Annotated in this window: 14 protein-coding genes; 6 read left to right on the top strand and 8 right to left on the bottom strand. The window is 62.6% G+C overall.

The features are described from left to right. Window positions 1-126: 126 nt before the first annotated feature. Window positions 127-315 carry a hypothetical protein gene (locus HBO11_RS00465; protein ID WP_169956982.1) on the top strand — a complete coding sequence of 63 codons (189 nt, stop codon included), beginning with the start codon at window positions 127-129 and terminating at the stop codon, window positions 313-315. 93 nt (window positions 316-408) lie between these two features. Here the strand turns inward: HBO11_RS00465 and HBO11_RS00460 are convergent, their stop codons facing one another. From HBO11_RS00460 to HBO11_RS00435, 6 genes are all read right to left on the bottom strand, one after another. Then, entirely contained in the window at window positions 409-954 is a 546-nt protein-coding gene (locus HBO11_RS00460; protein ID WP_076963006.1) for a DUF2058 domain-containing protein, read from the bottom strand. A gap of 25 nt (window positions 955-979) precedes the next feature. Next, window positions 980-1,813, bottom strand: a complete 834-nt coding sequence (gene mazG / locus HBO11_RS00455) for a nucleoside triphosphate pyrophosphohydrolase (RefSeq protein WP_169956981.1) — start codon at window positions 1,811-1,813, stop codon at window positions 980-982. 166 nt (window positions 1,814-1,979) lie between these two features. After that, window positions 1,980-4,223, bottom strand: coding sequence for a GTP diphosphokinase (gene relA / locus HBO11_RS00450; protein WP_169956980.1), 2,244 nt, complete (start codon window positions 4,221-4,223; stop codon window positions 1,980-1,982). A 120-nt stretch (window positions 4,224-4,343) separates the two neighbouring features. Next, on the bottom strand, window positions 4,344-5,696 hold the full coding sequence (gene rlmD, locus HBO11_RS00445) for a 23S rRNA (uracil(1939)-C(5))-methyltransferase RlmD (RefSeq protein WP_169956979.1): 1,353 nt from the start codon (window positions 5,694-5,696) through the stop codon (window positions 4,344-4,346). Then, window positions 5,696-6,598, bottom strand: a complete 903-nt coding sequence (gene cysM, locus HBO11_RS00440; RefSeq protein ID WP_169956978.1) for a cysteine synthase CysM — start codon at window positions 6,596-6,598, stop codon at window positions 5,696-5,698. The genes rlmD and cysM overlap by 1 nt, the downstream gene beginning before the upstream one ends. A gap of 193 nt (window positions 6,599-6,791) precedes the next feature. Further along, entirely contained in the window at window positions 6,792-15,413 is an 8,622-nt protein-coding gene (locus HBO11_RS00435) for a retention module-containing protein (protein ID WP_170058699.1), read from the bottom strand. A 466-nt stretch (window positions 15,414-15,879) separates the two neighbouring features. On the opposite strand from HBO11_RS00435, the gene HBO11_RS00430 reads away from it, so the two are divergent. From HBO11_RS00430 to HBO11_RS00420, 3 genes are read left to right on the top strand one after another with little or no spacing between them, the layout of a single operon-like run. Beyond that, window positions 15,880-17,238, top strand: a complete 1,359-nt coding sequence (locus HBO11_RS00430) for a TolC family outer membrane protein (RefSeq protein WP_169955621.1) — start codon at window positions 15,880-15,882, stop codon at window positions 17,236-17,238. Window positions 17,239-17,260: 22 nt separating this feature from the next. After that, window positions 17,261-19,420 carry a type I secretion system permease/ATPase gene (locus HBO11_RS00425; protein ID WP_169955620.1) on the top strand — a complete coding sequence of 720 codons (2,160 nt, stop codon included), beginning with the start codon at window positions 17,261-17,263 and terminating at the stop codon, window positions 19,418-19,420. Between the two features lie 10 nt (window positions 19,421-19,430). Further along, window positions 19,431-20,786: an HlyD family type I secretion periplasmic adaptor subunit gene (locus HBO11_RS00420; RefSeq protein ID WP_169955619.1), complete on the top strand. Its 1,356-nt coding sequence runs from the start codon at window positions 19,431-19,433 to the stop codon at window positions 20,784-20,786. 120 nt (window positions 20,787-20,906) lie between these two features. Here the strand turns inward: HBO11_RS00420 and HBO11_RS00415 are convergent, their stop codons facing one another. Then, the gene (locus HBO11_RS00415) at window positions 20,907-21,503 is read right to left on the bottom strand and encodes a DTW domain-containing protein (protein WP_169955618.1); all 597 of its coding nucleotides are present in this window, start codon (window positions 21,501-21,503) and stop codon (window positions 20,907-20,909) included. 2 nt (window positions 21,504-21,505) lie between these two features. Next, window positions 21,506-22,399: a LysR family transcriptional regulator gene (locus HBO11_RS00410; RefSeq protein WP_169955617.1), complete on the bottom strand. Its 894-nt coding sequence runs from the start codon at window positions 22,397-22,399 to the stop codon at window positions 21,506-21,508. Window positions 22,400-22,686: 287 nt separating this feature from the next. Between HBO11_RS00410 and speB the strand changes: the two genes are divergently transcribed. Together speB and HBO11_RS00400 are read left to right on the top strand one after the other, a co-directional pair. Continuing rightward, a complete protein-coding gene (speB, locus tag HBO11_RS00405) occupies window positions 22,687-23,637 on the top strand; it encodes an agmatinase (RefSeq protein ID WP_169955616.1) in 951 nt (316 codons plus the stop codon). Between the two features lie 53 nt (window positions 23,638-23,690). After that, window positions 23,691-25,073, top strand: coding sequence for a sodium:solute symporter (locus HBO11_RS00400; protein ID WP_169955615.1), 1,383 nt, complete (start codon window positions 23,691-23,693; stop codon window positions 25,071-25,073). Window positions 25,074-25,266 lie beyond the last annotated feature (193 nt).

Genomic DNA, 25,266 nt, shown 5'->3' with positions numbered 1-25,266 from the left:
GAGCATTGTTGCGTTTGCTGCAATGAATTGTTGCGCGCAAAGTCAGTTTACTTAGCAAGCTAACAAAATATATAACAAAGGCCTGCGACGCCTTGCCGCAGATCAACCAGAGACTGGAGCAAGCAGATGACAGTAAAAGTAACGGAACGCGACGATGCCCATATGTCCCACGAGGCCCTGGCCCACGGGATTCATATCTGGGATGTGCATCAACAAGACCTGCTGGTCGGTATGTTTCACAACGAGTCCGACGCCCATAACTATAAAAACGAGCTCGAAACCCTCGAAATGAGACGCCAGGCATCTAGCTCCTGAATAACTGAAATCCCATAGCCACCCGGCCCACGCAGCCGCAGTGCCTATAAACACAAACCCCGCCTTTTGAGCGGGGTTTGTTGTTTTAACGCTTTACCACATCAGATCGTCAGGGATCTGGTAGGCGGCATACGGATCATCTTCATCCGGCACCTGGGCCTCGGTAAGGATGTTCATCTGCACGATACGCTCCGGTGCGCGCTCCTGGATTTTCAGCGCGGCCTCCCGCGGGATCACTTCGTAGCCGCCGCCGTGATGGACAATCGCCAACGAGCCGTTGCTCAGCTTGTTGCGCATCAAGGTGTTGACCGACAGGCGCTTGACCTTCTTGTCGTCCACGAAGTTGTAGTAGTCCTCGGTGGTCAACTTGGGCAGGCGCGAGGTCTCGATCAATTGCTTGACCTGCGCGGCACGGGCCTTGGCCTCGACCTTTTCCTGCTGCTGGCGGTTGAGCTCCTGGTCGCGCTTGACCTTCTCGGCCTGCGCCTCCAGGGCCAGGCGCTGCTGGGTGTCATCGGCCTGGGCCTGGCCTTTGTGAACCAGGCGCTGCTGCTTCTGCTTGTCTTTGCCGACCTGCTTGGCCTGCTTCTGATTGACCAGGCCTGCTTTGAGCAACTGGTCGCGAAGGGAAATGCTCATGGTGCTTACTCACTTAGGCAACTGCTCAACCGCAGTTGGACACATTCTTTTCCTGGCGTTTGGCTTCGCCCCATAGGGCGTCCAACTCTTCGAGGGTGCAATCTTCCATGGGACGGTGGGTGTCGCGCAATGCCTGTTCGATAAATCGGAATCGCCTTTCGAATTTGGCATTGGCACCGCGCAGGGCGGTTTCCGGGTCCACCTTGAGGTGCCGCGCCAGGTTGACCGCCGCAAACAGCAGGTCACCGACTTCATCGGCAATCGCTGCCGGGTCGTTGTCGGCCATGGCTTGGAGCACTTCATCGAGCTCTTCACGTACGTTATCCACCACCGGCAACGCCGCCGGCCAGTCGAAGCCGACCTGGCTGGCGCGCTTTTGCAATTTGGCCGCGCGGGACAGGGATGGCAAGGCGGTAGGCACATCATCGAGCAGGGACAGTTGCTGCGGGGCGTCGGATTTTTCTGCGCGCTCCTCGGCCTTGATTTGCTCCCAGCGCGCCTTGACCTGCTCTTCGTTTAACTGAGGAATATCCAGCGGCGCATACAGGTCACCGGTGGGGAACACATGGGGATGGCGGCGAATCAGCTTGCGGGTGATGCTGTCGACCACGCCGGCAAACTCGAAGCGCCCTTCTTCCCGGGCCAACTGGCTGTAATACACCACCTGGAACAACAGGTCGCCCAGCTCGCCTTGCAGATGATCAAAATCCCCGCGCTCGATGGCGTCGGCGACTTCGTAGGCTTCTTCCAGGGTGTGGGGCACGATGCTGGCGTAGGTTTGCTTGATGTCCCACGGGCAACCGTATTGCGGGTCGCGCAGGCGGTTCATCAGGTGTAGCAGGTCTTCAAGTGAATACATCGTTCTCTATCCGATCAAGTGGGAAAACCACCGAGCAAATGTGGGAGCCGGGCTTGCCCGCGATGCAGGCACCTCGGTATCGGGTAGACCGAGGCGCCTGCATCGCAGGCAAGCCAGCTCCTACACAAGCCCGCTCCCACATTTCAGGCCGCACTCATCCAGCGACTCATGGCGTGCGGTTACGCCGGGTCTCGATGATGTTCGGCAACTGGGAAATACGCCCCAGCAGCCGCCCCAACGCGTCCAGCCCCGGAATCTCGATGGTCAGGGACATCAACGCAGTGTTGTCCTCCTTGTTCGAGCGGGTGTTGACCGCCAGTACGTTGATCCGCTCGTTGAGCAGCACTTGCGAGACGTCACGCAGCAACCCCGAACGGTCGTAGGCGCGGATAATGATGTCCACCGGGTAGGTGAGCACCGGCACCGGGCCCCAGCTGACCTGGATGATCCGCTCCGGCTCGCGCCCGCCCAGTTGCAACACCGAGGCACAATCCTGGCGGTGAATGCTCACCCCACGGCCCTGGGTGATGTAGCCGACGATCGCGTCGCCCGGCAACGGCTGGCAGCAGCCGGCCATCTGGGTCATCAGGTTGCCCACGCCCTGGATCTGGATATCGCCGCGCTTGCCCGGCTTGTAGCCCGTGGCCTTACGCGGAATCAGCTCCAGTTGCTCGCTGCCGCGCTCCGGTTCCACCAACTGCTGGGCCAGGTTGACCAGTTGCGCCAGGCGCAAGTCGCCGGCGCCGAGGGCGGCGAACATATCCTCGGCAATCTTCATGTTGGCTTTTTCGGCCAACTTGTCGAAATCCACCTGGGGCAGGCCCAGGCGTCCCAGTTCGCGTTCGAGCAGGGTCTTGCCGGCGGCGACGTTCTGGTCCCGCGCCTGCAGCTTGAACCAGTGGACAATCTTCGCCCGCGCCCGCGATGTGGTGATGTAGCCCAGGTTCGGGTTCAGCCAGTCGCGGCTCGGCGTGCCGTGCTTGCTGGTGATGATCTCGACCTGTTCCCCGGTCTGCAGGCTGTAGTTGAGCGGCACGATGCGCCCGTTGATCTTGGCGCCACGGCAGTTGTGGCCGATCTCGGTGTGCACGCGATAGGCGAAGTCCAGCGGCGTCGCGCCCTTGGGCAGGTCGATGGCGTGGCCGTCGGGGGTGAAGATGTAGACCCGGTCAGGCTCGATATCCACCCGCAACTGCTCGGCCAGGCCGCCGATATCGCCCAGTTCTTCGTGCCATTCGAGCACTTGGCGCAGCCAGGAGATTTTCTCTTCGTACTGGTTGGAGCCCGCCTTGACGTCGGTGCCCTTGTAGCGCCAGTGCGCGCAAACGCCCAGCTCGGCTTCCTCGTGCATGGCGTGGGTGCGGATCTGCACTTCCAGCACCTTGCCCTCGGGGCCGATCACCGCGGTGTGCAGCGAGCGGTAGCCGTTTTCCTTGGGGTTGGCGATGTAGTCGTCGAATTCCTTGGGAATATGCCGCCACAGGGTGTGGACGATGCCCAGCGCGGTGTAGCAATCGCGCATTTCCGGCACCAGCACACGCACGGCGCGCACGTCGTAGATCTGGCTGAAGGCCAGGCCCTTGCGCTGCATTTTGCGCCAGATCGAATAGATGTGCTTGGCGCGGCCGCTGATATCGGCCTCGACACCGGTGGCCTGCAACTCCGAGCGCAACTGGCCCATCACATCGCTGATAAAGCGCTCACGGTCCAGCCGCCGCTCATGCAGCAGGGTGGCGATCTGTTTGTATTGATCGGGTTCGAGGTAGCGGAAGGACAAGTCCTCCAGCTCCCACTTGATATGGCCGATCCCCAGGCGGTGGGCCAGGGGCGCGTAGATATCGAACACCTCGCGGGCGACGCGGTTGCGCTTTTCGTCATCCGCGGTTTTCACCGCACGGATCGCGCAGGTGCGTTCGGCCAGCTTGATCAGGGCGACGCGCACGTCGTCGACCATCGCCACCAGCATCTTGCGCAGGTTTTCTACCTGGCCCTGGGTGCCCAGCACCATCGACTGGCGCGGGCTGAGGCTGGCGCTGATCGCGGCCATGCGCAGCACGCCATCGATCAGCTTGGCCACCACCGCGCCGAAACGCTGGCTGACCAAGGGCAACGCGATATGCCCTTCGCGCACGCCGCGATAGAGCACCGCGGCGATCAGCGAATCCTGATCCAGCTTGAGGTCGGCGAGGATCTCGGCGATTTCAAGCCCGGTACGAAAACTGGAGGTTCCTTCGGCCCAAAGATTCTTGGCCGCATTGTCTTGCTGTTCAGCCTCGCGAGCGAACTCGCAGGCGGCTTTCAAGGCTTCACGGTCCAGTGCCGGATCGACACTGATGGCATGATCCAGCCATGCCTCGAGATTGATACTGCCGTCGGTGTTGATCGGCTGGTGTGCTCTCACCTGTACCATCTTGCTTACCTTCCCTACGACGCGCCTGTAGCGCGTCAAAATCGCTGACCCTTGTACCGCGAACTCCCTGGCAGGTCACAGGCCCTGGAGAACGCAGGCCAGTCGGACTAAGCGAGCATCCTAGCTCGCTTCAAATAACGCCATCGCCTCGACATGCGCGGTTTGCGGAAACATATCGAGGATCCCGGCACGTTTTAGCCGGTAGCCTTGCTTGACCAACTCGACAGTGTCCCGCGCCAGCGTGGCTGGATTGCAGGACACATACACCAGGCGATCAGCCCCCAGAGTGGCGAGCTTGCGCACAACCTCCAGGGCACCATCGCGGGGTGGGTCCAAGAGTACCGCACAAAAGCCTGCTTTGGCCCATTGCGCATCACTCAAAGGCTGGGACAAATCGGCCTGAAAAAACTGCACATTATGCAAATTATTGCTGCCTGCGTTGAGGGCTGCGCGGTCCACCATGGCCTGCACGCCCTCTACCGCCACCACTTCACGCACTTGGCGGGCCAGGGGCAAGGCAAAGTTGCCAAGGCCGCAGAACAGGTCCAGCACCCGTTCGTCGGAACGCGGGGCCAACCAATCCAGCGCCTGGGCCACCATCGCCTCGTTGACCCCGGCATTGACCTGCACAAAATCCCCCGGCCGGTACGCCAGCTCCAGGCCCCACTGCTCCAGACGATAGCCCAGGGCCTGCCCGGCCGCGAACGGCTGCGGCTCGCCCTCGCCATGCAGCCACAACTGGGCGTCATGGAACGCGCAGAATTCTTGCAGCACCAGCAGGTCTGCCTCCGACAGGGGCGCCATATGCCGCAGCAACACGGCAATCGACGAGCCGCTGAACAGTTCCACATGCCCCAGGGCCTGAGGTTTGCTCAGGCGCCGCAACATGTTGGGCAGGCGCTGCATGATCGGTTGCAAGGCCTGTACCAGCACCGGGCAATCATCGATGGCGACGATGTCCTGGCTGGCCACGGCGCGAAAACCCACGTCCAGGCGCTTGGCCTTGGCATCCCAACGCACGGCGACCCGCGCCCGGCGGCGATAGCCGAACTCGGGGCCGCTCAACGGCGCTGCCCACTCCTGGGGCTCGACCCCGGCAACACGGGACAATTGCTCGGCGAGCATGCGCTGTTTCAGGGCAAGCTGTTCGGCATGGGGCAGGTGTTGCAGGCTGCAACCGCCACAACGGCCAGCATGCACGCACGGCGCCGGGCGGCGCAGTTCGCTGGCCTGGAACACCCGCTCGGTGCGGGCCTCGACCACTTTGCCATGGGCACCGAGCACCCGCGCCTCGACCTCTTCGCCGGCCAGGGCGCCCACCACAAACCAGGTGCGACCTTCGAAAAACACGATCCCCCGGCCATCATTGGCCAGGCGCTCAATGGTCAGGCGTTGTTTCTTGCCGACCGGGATTTGGGGCGCCCGGCTGCCGCCCGTGGGCTGGAAGCGCAGGCCTCGCTCTTGCTTGGCCATCAGTTGGGCGCGTCGAAAATGCCGGTCGACAGGTAACGGTCGCCTCGGTCACAGATGATCGCGACGATCACCGCGTTTTCCAGTTCTGCAGACAGGCGCAACATGCCGGCCACGGCGCCACCGGAGGACACGCCACAGAAGATGCCTTCTTCACGGGCCAGGCGACGGGTGGTGTCTTCGGCTTCGCGCTGGGCCATGTCGATGATGCGATCGACGCGGGCAGCGTTGTAGATCTTGGGCAGATACTCTTCGGGCCAACGACGGATCCCCGGGATCGCCGCGCCTTCCATCGGTTGCAGGCCAACGATCTGGATCGCCGGGTTCTGCTCCTTGAGGTAGCGCGAGTTGCCCATGATGGTGCCGGTGGTGCCCATGGAGCTGACGAAATGGGTGATGGTGCCCTGGGTCTGGCGCCAGATCTCCGGGCCGGTGCTGGTGTAGTGCGCCTCGGGGTTGTCACCGTTGGCGAACTGGTCCAACACCTGGCCACGGCCTTCGGCGGCCATGCGCTCGGCAAGATCACGCGCGCCTTCCATGCCCTCTTCCGGGGTCACCAGTACCAACTCGGCGCCATAGGCGGTCATCGCCGCCTTGCGCTCGGCGCTGCCGTTGTCGGGCATGATCAGGATCATTTTGTAGCCTTTGATCGCCGCGGCCATGGCCAGGGCAATCCCGGTATTACCGGAAGTGGCTTCGATCAGGGTGTCACCGGGCTTGATCTGCCCGCGCTGCTCGGCACGGGCGATCATCGACAGCGCCGGGCGGTCCTTGACCGAGCCCGCCGGGTTATTCCCCTCGAGCTTGAGCAGCAAGGTATTGCTGGTGTTACCCGCCATGCGCTGCAAGCGGACCAAAGGTGTGTTGCCGACGCAATCGGCGATGGTTGGGTATTGCAGGGTCATGGCGTATTCGCAATCCAGACTGCGGGGGCGCCTATCATACCGGCAAACGCTGGCGGGCCATATCACGCAAAGTATGGTGCTTATAACTCAATGCGCTAACAGCGCCAAAAACGCCTGTCGGCGATGGCGACCTATTGATCGCCATCGTCGGCAAGCCGGCTGCTGCACAGTGTTTTACGTTGCAAGGATCCGCTCAGACCGTATCCACCTTCAACGAATGGTCATTCAACATCCCGTTGATGATCGTCGCGGTATCCGCGCCACCCGCAATCAGCCCGCCCGCGCCCGGTGTCACACCGTATTGGGTCGCCAGGTTGACCCCGGCCAGGTCGATGGTCTGGGTCGGCGTGGCACCGGCCACGGCGCTGATGTCGATGGTGGTCAACAACGTGGCCCCACTGCCCGTGACCTTGAAGTGCAGGTAGTCATCCAGGGACGCCGCCGTCGCATTCTCCCCTTGCAACAATTGCGAGAGGTCCAGCTTGTCGGTGCCCACGCCAAAGTCGGTGATGACATCGTGCCCGCTGTTGCCCGTCAGGTACTGGAACGTATCGGCACCAGGGCCACCGGTCAGGGTGTTGTTGCCCGGGCCGCCGATCAGGATGTCATCGCCACCCTCGCCCTTGAGGGTGTCATTGCCCAGCCCGCCGGAGATCAGGTTGTTGTTGCCGTTGCCAGTGAGGAAGTCATTGAAGTTGGAACCCACCAGGTTTTCCAGGGCCATCAATGTATCGGTCCCGGCCCCGCCGGTGATTTGCGCGCTCGCCAGGCCAAGGTTGACGGTCACGCCTGCCGTGGCGTGGGCATAGCTGACCGTATCGATGCCCGCCCCGCCATCGAGCAGGTCGTTGCCGATGCCACTGAACAGCAGGTCATTGCCATTGCCGCCGTGCATCTCGTTGTTGCCGTTACCAGCGCTCAGCACATCGTTGCCGTCGCCGCCATTGAGGATGTTGTTGCCCGCTCCGGCCAGGATGATGTCATCGCCGCTGGTCCCGTTGAGGGTGGTGCCGGCCTGGTAGCTGATGTCCACGGCAGCGCTGTCACTGCCGCCGTGGTTATCGCTGACCGAGTAGTTACCGTGGTAGTCCGGCGTGTAGTCCTGGGCGCCGGAGTAGTTGATCTTCATGTTCAACTGGTAGTTTTCGGCGCTATTGACCCCGCTGCCTGTCGGGTTAGTGACGTTGGTGATATGGATCTGATAGGTGCTGTCCATCGCTGCAGCAGGCAAGGTCGTGCCATCGGGAATGACAGTCTCGGGTCCGCCATTGATCGAGTACGCCATGATGACGTTACCGCTCGCCAGGTTGTGATCCAGGTTGAGGGTTTCACCCGCCTTGAGGCTGACCGTAATGCGGTCTTCGGCATTACTGTTGCCGACCGCGCCGAGGTTACCGCTGACCACGAGTAAAGCGGTCATGGCCGCCGAGTCGCGGGCAAAGGAGGTACGCACATCCGCCAGGGTCGTGCTGCTGGGGTTGATGAACGATCGGCTCCCCGACCCGGTAAAGCTGACGCCCTTGGTGGCCACCCAGCCGGTTGGAAAACTGGTAGGGATAGCCGTCAGGGTGTCATGGTTGGCATCGCTGTCATTGGCCAGCAGCAACTCGGCAGGCACCACGATATTGCCCGACAGGATATTGGTGATCACATGGTCGTCACCGGCCACCGGCGCCACGTTGGGGTTGACCTTGACCACCAGGCTGGAACTCGCCAGGTCGCCGTCGTTGTCGCTGACGATCACCCCAAAGGTTTCGGTGACCAGCGAGCCGGTCAGCTTGGGCGGTGTGTAGCGGAACTCGCCGTTGTCCATGTCCACTATCAGCGTGCCGCCCTGGTTGGTGGTGATGGTGACGCTGTTGCTGACGGTGTCGAACGTGCCATGCCCGCCCGGCAGGTTGGCGCTCATCGAGCCCCCCGCCGCGGGGTTGTAGGTATAGGTGATGCCGTCCACCGTGAGGGATTTGACGAAGCCACCATCGGCGCCGAACGTGCCGTCCGTCAGCAGGCTGCCGGTGACCGGCGCGCCCTGTACCGTACCAGCCAGCACCGCATCCAGGCCCGCCAGGTTGGCCACTACCACCGCGTTGGTGTTGGTGTGGGTGCTGCCGTCGTAGGCCACCGGGTCCAGGTAAATACTGTTGACCCCCGCCCCCAGGCCAATGGCATAGGCCTTGATGCCGTTGGCATCGAGGAAGGCGCGCCATACACCTTCTTCAGTGGCGTCGATCCCATCACCGTATTCCGGGTTGACCACGTTGCCGGGGTTGTTCGGGTTATTGGTGTTGGACGTGGTGGGGTTACCGTCCGAGAAGAAATACGCCACGTTCTGCGCACCTTCCAGCTTGCCGGCAGTGCCGTAGGCGGTCTGCGCGGTGCCGAGGGCCGAATCGTAGTTAGTGCCGTTGAACGCGGTGAGGCCGTTGACCAAGGACTTGGCCGTGGCGACGCTGACCCACTGGCTGCTCAATTGCTGGGAGCTGTCATTGAAGGTCACGATCTGCACCTTCACATCGCCCATCTCGTCATAGCGGTTGAGCAACTCGACGATGGAGGCCTTGGCCAGGTCGAGCCGCGAACCACCGGCCCCGGACGGGTCGTTCATGCTGCCGGAAATATCGATGATCAGCAGCAGGTTGGAATCTACCTCCGTGGCCGTGACCTCACGTGCGCTGGACACCACTTTGGGCACGTCATCGACGATGCTCACCACGATGCTGCTGGTGGTGGAGTTGCCCAGTTGGTCGGTGGCCTTGTAGGTGAAAGTCTCGGTCAGCACATTCGGCCCATCGTTGCTGTTGGGCAAAGTCTTGGGAGCCGACGTCAGGGTGTAGGTGTAGGTGCCGTTGGGGTTGAGCAGGATCTGCCCATAGCTGCCCGTTGCGCTGCCCACCAGGCTGAAACTCAACGGGCCACTGCCACCCGTGGCCGACCCCACCAGGGTGCCGCTGGCGGTTTCGCTGGTGGCGGTCGGGTCGCTGCCGACCACGGTGCCGGGCGCCAGGTCCTGGCCATCGAGGTTCAGGTCCAGGGCTTTCTCGTAGACCGTGACGTCGCCGTCGACTGTCGCCACCAGGCCGCTGTCGGCCACCGTAATGGTCAGGGTCGTGGTGCTCAAGTCACCGTCGCCATCGCGCACGGTATACACGAAGGTATCCACGGCTCCCGGCGGGCTCACCGAGTTGGGGTTGCTGTGGTACACGGCATTGCCGTTCGCATCCAGGGTCAGGTAACCGAAGTTGCCGTTGATATTCACGCCCAGGCCACCACTGGCCGGGGTGCCGGTATTGCTCCCCGCCCGCACCCCGACCACCGCGCCGGCCAACGTGGGGCTATCGGCGCCGCCGACGTCATTGCCCAGCACATTGGCGCTGACCACACCGCCTTCTGCCACCGAGCGCACGTCAGGGTTGGCGGTGGGCAGGTCGTCGATGATGTTGATATCGATCGTGCCCGTGGCCGTATTGGTGTCGTAATCGCTGGCCGTGACCGTGATGTGCTCGGGCAGGCTGTTGTCACCGCTGGCATTGGGGTGCATTTCATTGTCGAGCAGGGTGTAGCGGTAGCTGACCACCCCGGTGTTGGGGTCGTAGCCGACCACCGTAAAATTATTGCCCAGCAGGGTGCCTTCCGACAGCGGGAAGGTGGCTACGACGCCGTTGGTCACCACGTTCAGGCCGCCGACCGTGAGGTTCTTCAAACCGTCCAGGGCCGTCACGGTGAAGGTACCGGTCTGGGTCAGCAAGGGGGTGTTGGGGCTGGAACCGTCGATCAGGTTTTTTTCAAAGACGGTCAACTCACCGCCGGTGAGGTCCAGGCCGGTCAGCACCACCGGATCGTTGTTGTTATGCACCTGTAGCACCAGTTTGGCGGTGCTGGTATCGCCATCGCTGTCGTTCAACTGATAAGTGAAGGTCTCGGTGCCGTTCCCCCCTCCGTGAAGGGCGACAAATTGTGGGTCGGTCTTGTCGAGGGTGTAGGTGTAGCTGCCGTCGGCGAACAGCTGCAGGGTGCCGTAGGTACCGACGATGGTGTTTGGCGTAACCGGGCCGGTGGCGATGCGGTCGGCGCCTTGTACGTCGTTACCGAGAACACTGCCGCTCAGGATGAGTTGGCTTTCAGAGGCAATACCCGCCGGATTGTCGTCGACAGCTTTTGGCACATCGTCGACCACATTGACGTCCAGGGAGCCATTGGCACTGCTGTTGTTGCTGTCGGTCGCAACCACCGCAAACGACTCACTGATGCTATTGATACCCGCGCCGGTTGGGTGGCTGTCAGTGCCGTTGAGGGTGTAGCTGTAGCTGATCACCCCAGTGCTGGCGTTGTAGCCGGTGATGGTCAGGGTGTTGCCGAAACCGGTAGGTTCCGACTGCGGGAACGTCGCGGCAACACCGTTGGTGACGACGCTAATGCCGCCCACAGTGAGGTTTTTCAGGCCGTCCAATGCCGTCACGGTGAAGGTGCCGGACTGGGTCAACGCAGGCCCGTCGATAGCACTGCCCAGCGGCAAGTTTTTCTCGTAGACCGTGACCTCCCCGCCATTCACCTCGAGTCCCGTCAGCACCACCGGGTCGTCGTTGTTATGCACCTGTAGCACCAGCTTGGCGGTGCTGGTATCACCGTCGCTGTCGTTCAGTTGGTAGGTGAAGGTTTCAGTGCCGCTGCCACCGCCATTTAGGGCGACGAATTGTGGGTCGGTCTTGTCGAGGGTGTAGGTGTAGCTGCCATCGGCAAACAGTTGCAGGGTGCCGTAGGTGCCGACGATGGTATTTGGCGTGACGGGGCCGGTAGCGATGCGGTCGGCGCCTTGCACGTCATTGCCCAGCACGCTGCCGCTCAGGGTCAGCAGGCTCTCGGAGGCGATACCTGCGGGGTTGTCGTCGACGGCTTTGGGCACATCGTCGACCACATTGACGTCCAGTGAACCATTGGCGCTGCTGTTGTTACTGTCAGTGGCAACCACCGCAAACGACTCACTGATGCTATTGGTGCCCGCTCCGGTTGGGTGGCTATCGGTGCCGTTGAGGGTGTAGCTGTAGCTGATCACCCCAGTGCTGGCGTTGTAGCCGGTGATGGTCAGGGTGTTGCCGAAGCCGGTGGGTTCCGACTGCGGGAACGTCGCCGCGACACCGTTGGTGACGACGCTAATGCCGCCCACAGTGAGGTTTTTCAGGCCGTCCAACGCCGTCACGGTGAAGGTGCCGGATTGGGTCAGCGCAGGCCCGTCGATAGCACTGCCCAGCGGCAGGTTTTTCTCGTAGACCGTGACTTCGCCGCCGGTGACGTCTAAGTCGGTCAACACCACCGGGTCGTCGTTGTTATGCACCTGCAACACCAGGTTCGCGGTGCTGGTATCGCCGTCGCTGTCGTTCAGTTGGTAGGTGAAGGTTTCAGTGCCGCTACCACCGCCATTCAGGGCCATGAACTGCGGGTCAGTCTTGTCGAGGGTGTAGATGTAGCTGCCATCGGCGAACAGTTGCAGGGTGCCGTAGGTGCCGACGATGGTGTTTGGCGTAACCGGGCCGGTGGCGATGCGGTCGGCGCCTTGTACGTCATTGCCCAGCACGCTGCCGCTCAGGGTCAGCAGGCTCTCGGAGGCGATACCTGCGGGGTTGTCGTCGACGGCTTTGGGCACATCGTCGACCACATTGACGTCCAGTGAACCATTGGCGCTGCTGTTGTTACTGTCAGTGGCAACCACCGCAAACGACTCACTGATGCTATTGGTGCCCGCTCCGGTTGGGTGGCTATCGGTGCCGTTGAGGGTGTAGCTGTAGCTGATCACCCCAGTGCTGGCGTTGTAGCCGGTGATGGTCAGGGTGTTACCGAAGCCGGTGGGTTCCGACTGCGGGAACGTGGCGGCAACACCGTTGGTGACGACGCTAATCCCGCCCACAGTCAGGTTTTTCAGGCCGTCCAATGCCGTCACCGTGAAGGTGCCGGATTGGGTCAGCGCAGGCCCGTCGATAGCACTGCCCAACGGCAGGTTCTTCTCGTAGACCGTGACTTCGCCGCCGGTGACGTCTAAGCCGGTCAACACCACCGGGTCGTCGTTGTTATGCACTTGCAGCACCAGGTTCGCGGTGCTGGTATCACCGTCGCTGTCGTTCAGTTGGTAGGTGAAGGTTTCAGTGCCACTGCCACCGCCATTCAGGGCCATGAACTGCGGATCAGTCTTGTCGAGGGTGTAGATGTAGCTGCCATCGGCGAACAGTTGCAGGGTGCCGTAGGTGCCGACGATGGTAGTTGGCGTGACGGGGCCGGTAGCGATGCGGTCGGCGCCTTGCACGTCATTGCCCAGCACGCTGCCGCTCAGGGTCAGCAGGCTCTCGGAGGCGATACCTGCGGGGTTGTCGTCGACGGCTTTTGGCACATCGTCGACCACATTCACGTCCAGTGAACCGTTGGCGCTGCTGTTGTTGCTGTCGGTCGCAACCACCGCAAACGACTCACTGATGTTATTGGTGCCCGCTCCAGTTGGGTGGCTATCGGTGCCGTTGAGGGTATAGCTGTAGCTGATCACCCCGGTGCTGGCGTTGTAACCGGTGATGGTCAGGGTGTTGCCAAAGCCGGTGGGCTCCGACTGCGGGAACGTCGCCGCGACACCGTTAGTGACGACGCTAATCCCGCCCACAGTCAGGTTGTTCAGGCCATCCAACGCGGTCACGGTGAAAGTGCCGGACTGGGTCAAAGCAGGCCCATCGATAGCACTGCCCAGCGGCAGGTTTTTCTCGTAGACCGTGACCTCCCCGCCATTCACCTCAAGTCCCGTCAGCACCACCGGGTCGTCGTTGTTATGCACCTGCAACACCAGGTTCGCGGTGCTGGTATCACCGTCGGCATCCGTCAGGGTGTAGGTAAACGTCTCCGTCCCATTGCCGCCACCGTGCAACCCCAGGAAGTCGCTGTCGGCCGGGTTCAGCGTGTACACATAAGTGCCATTCGCCGCCAACTCCAGCGTGCCGTAGAGCCCCGTGAAGGAGCCCGGCGTCACCGGCCCGGACGCGACCCGATCAGCGCCTTGCACGTCATTGGTCAACACCGTGCCGCTCAGGGTCAGCAGGCTTTCGGAGGCCACTTGTGCATTGCTGTCATCGGCAGCGGTCGGTACATCGTCCACCACGCTCACGTGCAGGGTGCCGGTGGCGGTGCTGTTGTTGGTGTCATTGGCGATAACGCTGAAGCTCTCGGTCAGCTCATTCACCCCTCCTGCCGACGGGTGCGCCTCGGTGCCGGTCAGGGTGTAGCTGTAGCTGATCACCCCGGTGGCCGGGTCAAACCCGGTGATGGTCAGGGTATTGCCCAGGCCGGTGGCGATCGATTGCGGGAAGCCGGCGGCGACACCGCCGGACACCACGTTGATACCGCCCACGGACAGGTTCTGCAAACCGTCCACGGCCGATACGGTCAGGCTGCCGGTACGGGTCAGCGCGCCAGCGTCGGGGCTGCTGCCATCCACCAGGTTTTTTTCGTAAAGGGTCAGGTCAGCGCCATTCACGCTGATGCCGCCGATCACCACCGGGTCGTCGTTGTTGTGCACTTGCAGCACCAGGTTGGCGGTGCTGCTGTCGCCATCGGCGTCGGTCAGGGTGTAGGTGAAGGTTTCCGTGCCATTACCGCCGCCCTGCAGCGCGACAAAATCAGGGTCGGCGCTGTTCAACGTGTAGGTGTAGCTGCCATCGGCCGCCAGCACCAAAGTGCCATATTGACCCGTGAACGTACCGCCCGTGATCGGGCCACTGGCGACTCGGTCGGCGCCCTGGGTGTCGTTGTCCAGGACGTTGCCGCTGAGGGTCAACAGGCTTTCCGAAGCGCTGCCCTCATGGCTGTCATCCAGCGCCTTGGGCACGTCATCGACAATGGTGATATCCAGCGAGCCGGTGGCGGTGTCGTTATCGCTGTCGGTGGCCACTACCGCAAATTGCTCGCCCAGGCTGTTGGTGCCGCCACCTGACGGATGGGCCTCGTTGCCGGTCAAGGTGTAGCTGTAGCTGATCACCCCGGTGGCCGCGTTATAACCGGTGATGCTCAGGGTATTGCCCAGCCCGGTGGTGATAGTTTGCGGGAAGCTGCTGGCCACCCCGCCGCTGACCACACTGATGCCGCCCACCGTCAGGCTTTGCAGACCATCGGGCGCTGTGACGCTGAAGGTGCCGCTTTGCACCAGCGCCGCCGGGTTGCTGGCCGAGCCTTGGGCAAGATTGGCCTCGTTGAGCGTCAACTCGCCGCCCTCGACCTCCAGCCCACCCAGGCTCACCGGGTTGTCGGGAGGCACCACCACAGGCTGGCCGTTGCCGGTGTCCGGCTGGCCGGCGACCTGGAACAACGGGAACTCGGGAATCCCACCAAACCCTGCCGTAGGAAAGCCGATGACCGGCTCCACGCGCCCGGCGACTTCGGTCAACAGCACAAAGGAGTGCCCGCCGCCCAACTCACCCGCCGCCGTGCTGCCGGTTTGCCCGGCAGCCGTGGCTTCAGCGGTCTGGGTCGGGTCGTCACCGGCGGCGATGGCTTTTTGCAACTGCTGCACATCGGTCAACTGCGCCTGGCTCGGCGCAAGGTCTTCGGAGGCGTGAATCTGCGGCGCCTGGCCAGCCAGCAATTGCGGGGAAAGGCCCAGGCTGCTGTCGCGCCCCAGGGTCAGCTCATGGCCGTTGGTCAGTTGCACCGCCACCGCACCGGCCGCGCCGGTCTGCAGTTGCTCGCCGGCAAACAGTCGGTCGCCTTCGACCAGGCTTCGGCGGCTGCCATCTCCCGCCACCGCGAAGACTTCCCCAACCACCTTGCTGACAACACCGATTAACTTGGCCATGTGCTTATCTCCCTGTCCGACCCCAGTAGTCGGCACCTCGGTTACGTGCACAAGCGCAGTGGATCGGGTGGCCCGCAGGTGGCACAAAACTGATTCAAATCAGCCGCCAACCAGCGCTTTGACCCGCCTGCAGAGAGCCTTCCAAGGGAACAAGTGACAAAAAACCGTCACCCTGAAATTCCCTTTTTTCCGCTACCCCATCATCCGCTTGCACTTGCGATTGAACTTTCCAAGAGCCTCAAAACGCGCCGAAGCGCACATAACTCAAGGCTTGTGCTTTGAACAATGTCTTGCTTCGCGCAGAACGCATAAGTTTTTTTGGACATAACCATTATGAGAAATCCTTCTTAGGTCCTCCCGCAAATGTTCTTAGCTCTGTTGTTACAAGCCTGAGACGGTTTGACCCCTTAAATTCGTCAAATAAATGGCGACAGACCAGCAACATTGATACACAGGAGAGGTACCCATGCGCGTCTTTACCCCCCTCTGCAGCGCGATTCTGATCGCCATGGCCTGCACCAACACCCAAGCGATGTCGCTGACCCAAGCGATCCAAAGCACGCTGGACACTCACCCGGAACTCAATGCCAGCCGTAATAGCCGGCTGTCGGCTGATGAAGATGTGAAAGTCGCCAAGGGCGGTTTCTACCCCAGCCTCGACCTCAACGCCGCCTACGGCCGCGGTTACAGCGACAACAGCACCACCCGCGCCCGTGGCGGCAACCACCACACCGAGACCGACAACTACACCCAGTCGGAACTGCGCCTGCGCCAGATGCTGTTCGACGGTTTCAACACCTCCAACGAAGTGCAGCGCACCGGGGCGGTGGTCAACTCCCGCGCCTATTACACCCGGGGCACCGCCGAAAGCCTGGCCCTGCGCACCGTCGAGGTGTACCTGGAAGTGCTCAAGCGCCGCGACCTGCTGACACTGGCCAAGAACAACCTGCAGGCGCACCTGCGGGTCACCGACCAGATTGGCCTGCGCACCGAGCGCGGCATCGGCAGTACCGCTGACCGCGATCAGTCCACCGCCCGCCGGGCCCTGGCAGACAACAACTACCAGACCGCCCTGGTCGACCTGCAAGACGCCGAATCGAACTTCTACAGCGTGGTCGGGCGCATGCCGGACGAACTGGAAAGCCCGGCCTCGATCAAGGGCGAACTGCCCAGCGACCAACTCGGCGCCCGGCGCAGCATGCTGGAGAACAACCCCTATCTGAAATCGGCCCAGTCCGACGTGATGGCCGCCGAGAGCCAGTACGAAGTGGCCAAGTCGCCGTTCTACCCACGCTTCGATGCCGAGGCGGCGGTGGGTGCCAATAACAATGTGCAGGGCGACCTGGGCCACGACAACGAATGGCGGGTGGGCGTGGTGATGAACTACAACCTGTTCCGTGGCGGCAGCGACAAGGCCCGCCTGGCGTCGGACTCGCACAAGATCAACCAGGCCATGGACATCCGCAACAACGCCCTGCGCATGCTCAACGAGAACCTCAACCTGGCATGGCATGCCATGGACAACGCGCGCATCCAGACTCCCACCGCCCGCGAATACGCCGAAACCACCCAGCGCGTACGCGCGGCCTACCAGGACCAGTTCGGCCTGGGCCAACGCACCCTGCTGGACCTGTTGGACAGTGAAAACGAGCTGTACAACGCCAATCGGCGCTACACCGAAGTGCGCTACACCGAAGAGTTCTCCATGTACCGCGTGCTGGCCAACATGGGCGAGTTGCTGAACAAGGAGCGCGTGGTGGTGCCGGCCGAAGCCATTGCCCAGTCGGAAGTCAGAAGCGAAGCCCACCTGCCTGACCTGAAGTAGCCAACACGTGGAGCAGATCGCCGTGAGCCAGATGGAACCGCTGAACCCGGGTGTCGACCCGCGCCAGAGCTTTGATGACCCGCTGCTCGACGGCCTGCTGATCCTGTGCAAGCTGCACGGCTGTACCGTCAGCCGCTCCAGCCTGAGCGCCGGCCTGCCCTTGGCAGAGCAGCGCCTGAGCCTGGACTTGCTGCCACGGGCGGCGGCCCGGGCCAGCTTGCAGGCGCGGGTATTGCGCCGGGACTTGAAGGCCATCTCGGCGTTGAACCTGCCAGTGCTGTTGCTGCTCAAAGAAGGCCGCTGCGCGGTGCTGCGGCGCTGGGGCGAGGATGGCCAGGCGCTGATCCTGCCCAGCGAAGCCGAGGGCGGCGAACAGTGGGTCAGCCGCGAGGAGCTCGAGGCGGCCTACAGCGGCCAGGCCCTGTTCGCCCGGCCCCGGCACGAGATCGAAGACCTGCGCGCGCCGCTGGTGCCACGGGTCGAGGCGTGGTTTCGCGACACCCTGAAGCTGTCGCGCTGGCTGTACAGCGATGCGATCCTCGCCAGTTTGCTGATCAACCTGCTGGGCCTGATGGTGCCGCTGTTCGTCATGCAGACCTACGACCGCGTGGTGCCGAACCAGGCCACCTCGACCTTGTGGGTGCTGGTGATCGGCCTGCTGATCGGCACGGGCTTCGAGCTGGTGCTGCGAGTGGTACGCGCCCATCTGCTGGACACCGCCGGCAAAAAGACCGATGTGATTCTTTCCGCCACCCTGTTCGAGCGCATCACCGGCATGTCGATGAAAGCGCGCCCCGCGACCATCGGCGGTTTTGCCCAGAGCATCCATGACTTCCAGGGCCTGCGCGAATTCCTCACGGCCGTGACCCTCACCAGCTTGATCGACCTGCCCTTCGCCGTGCTGATGCTGGTGGTGATCGGCCTGCTCGGTGGCTGGCTGGTGATCATCCCGTTGTGTGCGTTCCCGCTGACCATCGGCTTTGCGATGCTGATCCAGGCGCGCCTGCGCGACACCGTGCAAAAAAGCCTGAGCCTGGGCGCCGAACGCCAGGCGCTGTTGATCGAAACCCTCAGCGGCCTGGAAACCCTCAAGGCCTGCAGCGCCGAAAGCGAGCGCCAGCACCAGTGGGAAAGCACCCACGGCGCCCTCACCCGCCTCGACAGCCACGCGCGCAACCTCTCGGCGCTGGCCACCAATGGCACGCTGTTCATCCAGCAGTTTTCCGGGATGGCCACGATTGTCGCCGGGGTCTACAGCATCATCGCCGGCAGCCTCAGCGTCGGCGCGCTGGTGGCCACCTACATGCTCGGCAGCCGGGTACTGGCGCCGCTGGGGCAGATCGCCGGGTTGATCACCCGCTACCAGCAGGCGCAGTTGACCATGCGCAGCACCGACGCGCTGATGGCCCTGCCCCAGGAGCGCGACCCGCAGCAGCGCCCACTGGAACGCACGCAACTGAGCGGCGCCCTGGAAGTCAGCCAGGTCACCTTCCGCTACGCCGGGCAAAACGCCCCGGCCCTGAGCCAGGTCAGTTTCCAGCTCAAGGCCGGCGAACGCGTGGGGATTATCGGCCGCAGCGGCTCGGGCAAAAGCACCCTGGGCCGCCTGGTGATGGGTTTTTACGCGCCAGAAGAAGGCCAGTTGCTGCTCGATGGCCTCGACCTGCGCCAATTGGATGTGGCCGACCTGCGCCAGCAAGTGGGTTATGTGGCCCATGACCTGCCGCTGTTGGCCGGCAGCCTGCGCGATAACCTGACCCTGGGCGCGCGCTACATCAGCGATGCGCGGATGCTCGAAGTGGCCGAATTGACCGGTGTCAGCGAACTGGCCCGCCAGCACCCTCAAGGCTTCGACCGGCCGGTGGGCGAGCGCGGGCAGTTGCTGTCCGGCGGCCAGCGCCAGGCGGTGTTGCTGGCCCGCGCGCTGCTGCTCGACCCGCCGATCCTGCTGCTGGACGAACCCACCAGCGCCATGGATAACAGCAGCGAAGAAACTCTGCGCCAGCGCCTGGAACTGTGGGTCAAGGGCAAGACGTTGCTCTTGGTCACACACCGCACCTCGATGCTCAGCCTGGTCGACCGCCTGATCGTGCTGGACAACGGCCGCATCGTTGCCGATGGTCCCAAAGAAAGTGTGATCGATGCTCTGCGCAAGGGCCGTGTCGGCTCGGCCGCCGTCTAGGAGCCCCACCATGTCAGCCACTCCCACGTCACCGGGCTATTTCAAGAGTTTTGGCAAAACCGCCGACAGCGAATTCATGCCCGAACTGGCGGGCGCTGCGCTGCAGGACTCGCCGCGCCGCTCACGGATTATCGTGTGGCTGACCGCCGGCCTGATCATCTGCGCCCTGCTATGGGCCAACTTTGCCGTACTCGATGAAGTGACCATGGGCGAAGGCAAGGCCATCCCGTCGAGCAAGGTGCAAGTGATCCAGAACCTGGAGGGCGGCATCGTCACCCAGATTTATGTACGTGAAGGGCAGATGGTGGACAAGGGCGACAAACTGCTGCAACTGGACGACACGCGGTTCCGCTCGAACAAGGGCGAAAGCGAAGTCGACCGGTATGCCCTCACCGCCCAGGTCGAACGCCTGTCGGCCGAGGCCGAGGGGCGGCCGTTCAAATTGTCCGATGAAGTGATCGCCAAGGCCCCGCAAGTGGCCGAAGACGAACGTTCACTGTTCGAACAACGCCAGCGCCGCTTGAGCAGCGAGCAACGGACCTTGAGTGAACAACTGCGGCAGAAAACCCAGGAACTGGCGGAGTTTCGCTCCAAGCAGGGCCAATTCAGCTCCAGCCTGGCGCTGTTGCAACAAGAGATGAACATGTCGGCGCCCCTGGTGGGCACCGGTGCGGTATCACCGGTGGAAATCCTGCGCCTCAAACGTAGCGCCGTGGAGATCCGCGGTTCGCTGAACGCCACCACCCTGGCGATCCCCCGGGCGGAATCGGCGATCAATGAGATCAAGAGCAAAATCGACGAATCGGTACAGACTTTCCGCTCGGAAGCCGCCAAGGAACTCAACGAAAAACGCACCGACCTGTCAAAAATCACCGCCACCAGCATCGCCATCGATGACCGCGTCAGCCGCACCACCGTGGTCTCGCCGGTGCATGGGGTGATCAAGCAATTGAAGGTCAACACCATCGGCGGCGTCGTCCAGCCAGGCAGCGACATGGTGGAAATCGTCCCGCTGGAAGACAACCTGCTGATCGAGGCCAAGGTGCGGCCCCAGGACGTGGCGTTCTTGCATCCGGGGCAGAAGGCGATGGTCAAGTTCAGTGCCTATGACTACACCATCTACGGCGGGCTGGCGGCGAAACTGGAACTGATCGGCGCCGATACGATTACCGACGACAAGGGCAACAGCTTCTACCTGATCCAGGTGCGCACCGATAAGAACCATCTGGGTGGGGAGAAAAAACCGCTGCTGATCATCCCGGGGATGGTGGCGACGGTAGACATCATTACCGGGGAGAAAAGCGTGCTGGATTACTTGCTCAAGCCGGTGTTGAAGGCACGCACGGAGGCGATGCGCGAGCGTTAGCGGTGTTTGGGTGGGCGCCATCGCCGGCAAGCCGGCTCCTACACTGACCGCGCATGTCTTGAGCAACGCGGTCAATGTGGGAGCTGGCTTGCCAGCGATGGCCCCACCTCGGTGCCCCTGCTAGTCACCCCCATGATTGCGCTGGAAAACCTCTTCCCCCATCGCCGCAATCTGCCCCTCGATCAGCGCCTCGAACGGCCGCAACAAGGGCTCGAATGACTGCGGCGCCTCCAGCACCTGCAACGCCTGCACGATCGCCTCCACCGTCGACAGCGCCCCCGGCCCCGGTGCCTTGCGCAGCCGGTAGCGGGACACGGCCCCTTCAGCCAGCGTCACCCGTGGCAACGCCGCCAGCAGCGGGTTGAGGTGCAGCAACTTGCGCGCCTTGCGCCAGGTGCCGTCGGGCACCACCAGCAGCAACGGCTGGCTGGATGGGCTGTAGGCCTGCAAAGGCTGCGCATCCTCGGCGGGAAACAGCAGCCGCGCCTGATAGCCCGGCGGGTTGAGCAAGGCCTGCAAGTCTTCGAATATTTCACCTACCACCAGTTGCGCATTCACCAGGCCCAACGCGGCCAGGCGTGCGGTGTTGAGCGCATGGTTGACCTCGCTGGGATGCTGCAACAGCAACACCCGGGTGCGGCTGTCGAGGCGCGGGATCAGTGCGCACAGGCAGTGGGTGGTTGGCCGCAGGCAGCGGGGGCATTGGGGTCTGGACATGTTCAGGCCTGATTGAGCTGTGCTTTGAGTAAATCGCGGAAGGTCTGGATCAACGGCTCGCGGCTGCGCCCACGGCGCATGATCAGCGAAAACGGCGCCTGGTAGCCAAAGGTCGCCGGCAGCAGCACCCGCAAGTCGCCCTTGTCGGCCCAGGCCTGGGCGTAGTGTTCGGGCAAATAGCCGATGTAGGCGCCGGACAGCACCAGGATCAACTGCGCCTCCATACTTTCTACGGTGGCGGCGCTGTGCTTGAAGCCGTGGCGCGCCAGTTCCGCCTGGCTCCAGTAACCGCGCCCGACCATGCGTTGCTGGGTGATCACCTGCTCCGGAATGCGCCTTTCGCTGAACAGCGGATGCCGCGAGCTGCAATAGAGCCAGTGCTGTTCGCGGTACAGCGGCATGTAGACCAAGCCGCTCATGCGGTTGGAGAAGGCGCCGATGGCGAGGTCCAGGCGATTGTCCTGCACCCCCAGTTGCAGTTCGTAGGGGCTCATGACCGATAAGTGCAGATGCACCGCCGGGTGCTCAAGGCTGTAGGCGCCGATGACTTCGGCGAATGGCAGGGCCTTGTCGCTGACCGTGGAGTCGAGCACACCCAGCTTGAGCGTGCCGCGCAGTTCGCCCTTGAGCGCCGCCGCGTATTGCTCGAAGCCCTCCAGTTCGCCCAGCAGGCGCAGGGTCTCCTGGTGAAACAACTCACCCTTGCTGGTCAGGCTGAAGCCGCCACGCCCGCGATGGCACAACACCAGGCCCAAGGCGCCTTCCAGCTGGCTCATGTAGGTGCTGATGGCCGAGGTCGACAGGTTGAGCTCGTGCTGGGCACTGGCAAACCCTTGGTGGCGCACCACGCTTGCGAAGATGCGCAACAGTTTCAGGTCGGGCAAGGCGCTGGCCATGGAACCTCCAGGCAAAAAATCGGCTGACAGGCCCATTCCCTGTAGGAGCGAGCTTGCTCGCGAAAAACCTGAGAGCGCCGCGTACATTCTGAATGCCCGCGTAATCGTTAACGTTTTTCGCGAGCAAGCTCGCTCCTACAGGGAACAGGGTTTGCAACCCGGTGGAGTCTACCCCAGGCATTAGTTCAGAAAAATCTGAACTAAGTATTTCCCCACAGCGATTCTTCCCTTGTCTGGCATTTCGCAGAATCGACCCCTGATAACCACAACAACGATGAGGCCCTGCCGTGGACAAGATCTTTCACCAACCACTGGGCGGCAACGAAATGCCGCGCTTTGCCGGCATCGCCACCATGATGCGCCTGCCCCACCTGCAAACCGCCGCCGGCCTGGATGCGGCCTTTATCGGCGTGCCCCTGGACATCGGTACTTCACTGCGCGCCGGCACCCGCTTCGGGCCGCGTGAAATCCGCGCCGAATCGGTGATGATCCGCCCCTACAACATGGCCACCGGCGCTGCGCCGTTCGACTCGCTGTCGGTGGCCGATATCGGCGATGTGGCGATCAACACCTTCAACCTGCTGGACGCCGTGCGCATCATCGAAGAGTCCTACGATGAGATCCTCAAGCACGATGTGATCCCGCTGACCCTGGGCGGCGACCATACCATCACCCTGCCGATCCTGCGGGCGATCCACAAGAAGCACGGCAAGGTCGGGCTGGTGCATATCGATGCCCACGCCGACGTCAACGACCATATGTTCGGCGAGAAAATCGCCCACGGCACCACCTTCCGCCGGGCCGTCGAAGAAGGCCTGCTCGATTGCGACCGCGTGGTGCAAATCGGCCTGCGCGCCCAGGGCTATACCGCCGAAGACTTCAACTGGAGCCGCAAACAGGGGTTTCGCGTGGTCCAGGCCGAAGAGTGCTGGCACCACTCCCTCGCGCCGTTGATGGCCGAAGTCCGGGAGAAGGTCGGCGGTGGCCCGGTGTACCTGAGCTTTGACATCGACGGCATCGACCCGGCCTGGGCGCCGGGCACCGGCACCCCGGAAATCGGCGGGCTGACCACCATCCAGGCGATCGAGATCATCCGTGGCTGCCAGGGCCTGAACCTGATTGGTTGTGACCTGGTGGAGGTTTCGCCGCCCTACGACACCACCGGCAACACCTCGTTGCTGGGCGCCAACCTGCTGTACGAAATGCTCTGCGTACTGCCGGGCGTCACGCACCGCTGATGTAGCGCGCTACCTGATCAGTCAATAAAAACAATAACTGGAGAAGCGCCACCATGGCCCTGGATCTGTTCGTCGTACTTATCTACGCCGCCGGCATGCTTGTGCTCGGCTATTTCGGCATGCGCCGGGCCAAGACCCATGAAGACTACCTGGTCGCCGGGCGCAACCTGGGGCCGACGCTGTACATGGGCACCATGGCCGCGACGGTGCTGGGCGGCGCGTCCACGGTGGGCAGCGTGCGCCTGGGCTATGTGCATGGCATTTCCGGTTTCTGGCTGTGCGCGGCGCTGGGCACAGGGATCATTGCGCTGAACCTGTTTCTGGCCAAACCCTTGCTCAAGTTGAAAATCTTCACCGTGACCCAGGTCCTGGAGCAGCGCTACAACCCCACGGCCCGCCAGGCCAGCGGCCTGATCATGCTGGCCTACGCGCTGATGCTGGCGGTGACCTCGATCCTGGGGATTGGCACCGTATTGCAAGTGATGTTCGACCTGCCGTTCTGGGCTGCCATCCTGCTGGGCGGTGGCGTGGTGCTGGTGTATTCGACCATCGGCGGCATGTGGTCGCTGACCCTGACCGATATCGTACAGTTCGTGATCAAGACCGTCGGCCTGATGTTTATCCTGCTGCCGATCTGCCTGTACCGCGTAGGCGGCTGGGATGAGCTGGTGGCCAAGCTGCCGGCGGCCAGTTTCAGCTTCACCAGCATCGGCTGGGACACCATCATCACCTACTTCATGATCTACTTCTTCGGCATCCTGATCGGCCAGGACATCTGGCAACGGGTATTTACCGCCCGCGACGCAAAGGTCGCCCAGTATGCGGGGACCTTCGCCGGTTTCTACTGCATCCTCTACGGCCTGGCCTGCGCCCTGATCGGCATGGCCGCCCACGTGCTGATCCCGGACCTGGACAACGTCAACAACGCCTTCGCCGCCATCGTCAAACTGTCGTTGCCCGATGGCCTGCGCGGCCTGGTGATTGCGGCGGCCCTGGCGGCGATGATGTCCACCGCCAGCGCCGGCCTGCTCGCCGCATCCACCGTGCTGACCGAGGACCTGCTGCCGCGCCTGCGCGGCGGCAAGCAGTCGAGCCTGAACATCAACCGCCTGTTCACCCTGCTGACCGGCTGCGCCGTGCTGGCTATCGCCCTGGTGGTCAGCGATGTGATCAGCGCACTGACCCTGGCCTATAACCTGCTGGTCGGCGGCATGCTGATTCCATTGATCGGGGCGATCTACTGGAAACGTGCCACTACCGCGGGCGCGATCAGCGCCATGGCATTGGGGTTTGTCACATCCCTGGGGTTCATGATCAAGGATGGTTTGGAGGCAAACACACCGATCTACTACAGCCTGGGCGTGAGTGTGGTGAGTTTTGTGCTGGTGAGTGTGCTGTCGCGTCGGCCAGAGGTGGCGGCGGCCGACGCAGCCTGAGTGAAGCTGGCTTGAGCGGGTGCGATAAACACCAAACAAAAAATGGGAGCGGGCTTGCCCGCGATTACGGTAGGTCAGTCAAACTTTCAGTGACTGATTTAGCGTAATCGCGAGCAAGCCCACTCCCACATCGAATCTGCGGTGTTGCGTGCTCCTACAACCGCGCTCAAACCCTGTGTCTGAGCGCTTTTGC

The organism is Pseudomonas sp. WS 5010, from assembly GCF_012985565.1.
GTDB lineage: Bacteria > Pseudomonadota > Gammaproteobacteria > Pseudomonadales > Pseudomonadaceae > Aquipseudomonas.
This window is presented reverse-complemented; position numbering and strand designations above follow the sequence as displayed.